The 3,360-nt window shown below is 61.5% G+C and carries 1 protein-coding gene; it reads left to right on the top strand.

What is annotated here, in order from left to right:
• Window positions 1-183: 183 nt before the first annotated feature.
• Window positions 184-3,291, top strand: coding sequence for a DEAD/DEAH box helicase (locus tag JOZ76_RS09200; protein WP_366938552.1), 3,108 nt, complete (start codon window positions 184-186; stop codon window positions 3,289-3,291).
• Window positions 3,292-3,360: the final 69 nt, after the last annotated feature.

Genomic DNA, 3,360 nt, shown 5'->3' with positions numbered 1-3,360 from the left:
AATCTCATATGCATGACGACGACGTGCCGAATCGAACGAGTTCAGTTTGCGTTGAGTGCGGCAATTCACGACGAGAGACGGACTAAGGTGAGGCATTCCAAGAAAGCGCGGGCAACGAAGTACTCGTCAAAGAAGAGCAAGGGGGCGCGGCGCGTCATAATCTCGTCTTCGTCACCTCTCGGCATGCTGGCTCTCCATTTGCTTGCAGAATGGAAGCAGTCTGGCCGTACCGGGATAGTTTTCCTCGCTGAAAGCGAGAACAGGGCCGAGCGCCTGGGCAGCGCCATTCATGCGCTCGACCCGGCCTGCGAGGTCATGGTGTTTCCGCGGCTCAATACCCTCCCGTTCGACCAGTTGGAGCCATCTCACGACATCGCCGGGCGTCGCGCCTCCGTCCTGAGACGCCTTGCAAAGTCCAAGAAGCCGATCCTGCTGGTCTCGACGGCAGAAGCGGTGATGGAACGACTGCCAGCGCCCGCGAGTCTGTCACGCCTGAGCATGAGTTTGAAGGTGGGCGGCACATTTTCCGAGCGGCAACTCCACGCTCGTCTCGAAGGTCTGGGATACGATCTGGAAGACGAGCCTGACTATCCGGGCGGGGCTCTGTTTCATGGACAGACGTTCGAGATCTTTCCTGCGGGCGCACTTGGTCCGTTCCGCGTAGAGCATTCGGGACGCGCGGTAACTCGGATCGTGGCGTTCGACCCGAAAGAACATGACATCATCTTCGAGACAAAGGAACTTCTCGTCGATGCCATGTCGGAGCGGTTGGCCCTCGCCGGCAAGCGCAACAAGCGCTCGACACTGTTCGAATATTGCGGCCGAGCCAAGTGGATTGCGGATGCCGGGGTCCCGCTGCACGCCGACGGTTGGCTGAGCACGATCGAGGAGGCGGCGGGTCGCATCGAGAGGGAGCGCGAATATCTGGGACGCCGCGAGTGGAAGCAGGCAACCAAGGGCATGAAGGTGTTGCCACGGATGGCCCCCTTCCAACCGACGCCAGAGTTTTCGAAGCTTACATCCTCCAGGAAGGCCCTTCGCGCTTTCGTCAATGAGACGCGGCAGGCCGGCTCACGATTGATTTTCGTCGCAGCGCAGGAGGACGACCTGCGGGTGATGGAGCGGATGAGCGGCATCAAGGCGCAACGCGCCGCCGATTGGAACGAAGCAACGAGGGCCCGTAGCGGCGAAGCGGCTCTTCTGGCCGATTTCGATGCGGGTTTTGTCTCCCCGGGTAAGAAGGCTCTTGTCGTCGTGACCGCTTCCGACGTCCTCGGCAGCAGGGCGCATCATCCGCAGCCGATGACCAGAGCCTGGAGCGTGGGTTTCGATCATGCAGACGTGCCGGAACAGGGAACGGTGGTCGTTCATCTTCAGCGCGGCCTCGCCATGCTCGATGGCTTGCAGACCGTGAACACGGGCGGCGGCGCATTGCGGGAGATGGTCAGGCTTTCGTTTGCGTCGGACAATGCGGTTCTGGTGCCGCCGCCTGACTTGGCGCTGATGTGGCCCTACGCGGCGGAACTCGGCAAGCTGGCGCTTGATAAGGCAGACGGGAGTACATGGTGGGCTCGCCGCACGGAAGCGGAGCAGGAAATCCAGATCGCGGGCAAGGTGCTCGCCAAACACATCAGCCAGCGCCGCCGCCGGAGAGCCGCGAAACTTGTCCCGCAGGGGTCCACCTACGAGAAATTCATCGCACGTTTTCCTTATTTTACGACGGCTGATCAAGCCAAGGCCATCCGGGACGTCCTGGATGATCTTGCGTCCGGTCACCCGATGGACCGCGTGATCTGTGGCGACGTCGGATTTGGAAAAACCGAGGTGGCGCTGCGGGGTGCGGCCGCGGCGGTGCTGTGCGGAAAGCAGGTGGCAATCGCGGTCCCGACGACCGTTCTGGCACGGCAGCACGTCGCAACGTTCCGCAGGCGCTTCGCGCCGCTCGGCATCGAGGTGGGGAGCCTGTCCAGGGCTACATCAGGAGCAGAAACGCGGGAGACGAAGGAAGCGCTGCGAAGTGGCCGGATGAAAGTTGTGATCGGAACGCAGGCTCTCACCTCGAAGGACGTGAAGTTCGCCGATCTCGGCCTCGTGATCATCGACGAAGAGCAACATTTCGGTGCGGCCGAGAAGGCAAAGCTCTCTGGACTCGCCAAGGGTATCCATACGCTTTGGATGAGCGCCACGCCGATCCCGCGGACACTCGCCGCTGGCCTTGCCGGCTTCAGGGACCTGAGCGTCATCGCATCGCCACCGGCTCACCGGCTTCCGGTGGCGACGAAAATTGCCCCGTTGTCGGATGCCGCCATTGCCTCCGCTTTGCTCCGTGAGCAGAGGCGCCATGGACAGAGCTTCCTGATCTGCCCCCGCATCCAGGATCTGGATCCCATGCTGGCGCGTGTACACGCGGTGGCGCCTGATCTTCGCATTGTCTGCCTTCATGGCAAATTGCCTGCCGACGAGATCGACGACCGGATGATGAGCTTCGTCGAGGGCGGCGCTGACGTCCTGCTCGCCACCAACATCGTAGAGAGCGGCCTCGATATCCCGCGCGCAAATACCATCGTGGTCTGCTGGCCCGAAAAGTTCGGTCTCGCCCAGCTTCATCAGCTCCGCGGAAGGGTGGGGCGTGGCGGAATACGCGCTTTCGCGTATTTGATGACCGAGACGGCTTCTGAACAGTCCGAGAAACGGCTGGCCGTCCTCGAGGAGTTCAGCCGGCCAGGCGCGGGTTTTGCCATCAGCGAGCGCGATCTCGATCTGAGGGGCGCGGGAGACCTGTTCTCTGACCGGCAATCCGGCCATGTCCAGGTCTTTGGACCCGTACTCTACAGTCACCTCCTGAAAATGGCTTCAGAGAAGGTCGATGAGGGAAGGGCCGAGATGTGGGTGCCCGATCTGAATTTACCAGTCGCGGACATGCTTCCGGAAAACTACGTGCAGTCAGAGCCAGTGCGGCTCGAACTCTATGCCCGCGCGGCAAGGTGCGGCAGTGAAGACGAGCTGAACGATTTGGAAGATGAAACGTCCCGCCGCTTCGGGCAACTGCCGCCGATGGCCCGTGATTTCTTCGCCGCAGCCAGGCTTAGACTCGAATGCAAGCGGAGAGGCATCGTCCGCCTGGACGTCGGGCCGGGCGCGCTGGCGGCCACCTTCCTGCCCGGACGATTGCGGAAATCCAAGGGGCGATCGCTACAACGCGACGGAGATCGCGTCATCTACCACACTCAGACGAGGGATGCTCCGTTTGATATGGTCGACGAATTGTTCGAACTTCTGGACGACACATGATGCCGGCGGCATTCTTATGAATGCACGCAACAAGCTGCGGCTTCCGATCTTGTCACCGCTCCTTCAGAA

The sequence above is a fragment of the Bradyrhizobium sp. genome (genome assembly GCF_019244115.1).
Taxonomy (GTDB): Bacteria; Pseudomonadota; Alphaproteobacteria; order Rhizobiales; family Xanthobacteraceae; genus Bradyrhizobium.
Note: the sequence above shows the minus strand (reverse complement) of the source record. Positions and strands in the feature narration are given on the sequence as shown.

Excerpts from the sequence above, each read along its gene's own strand:
- JOZ76_RS09200 (WP_366938552.1), top strand. The coding sequence starts at position 184 with ATGCTGGCTCTCCATTTGCTTGCAGAATGGAAGCAGTCTGGCCGTACC.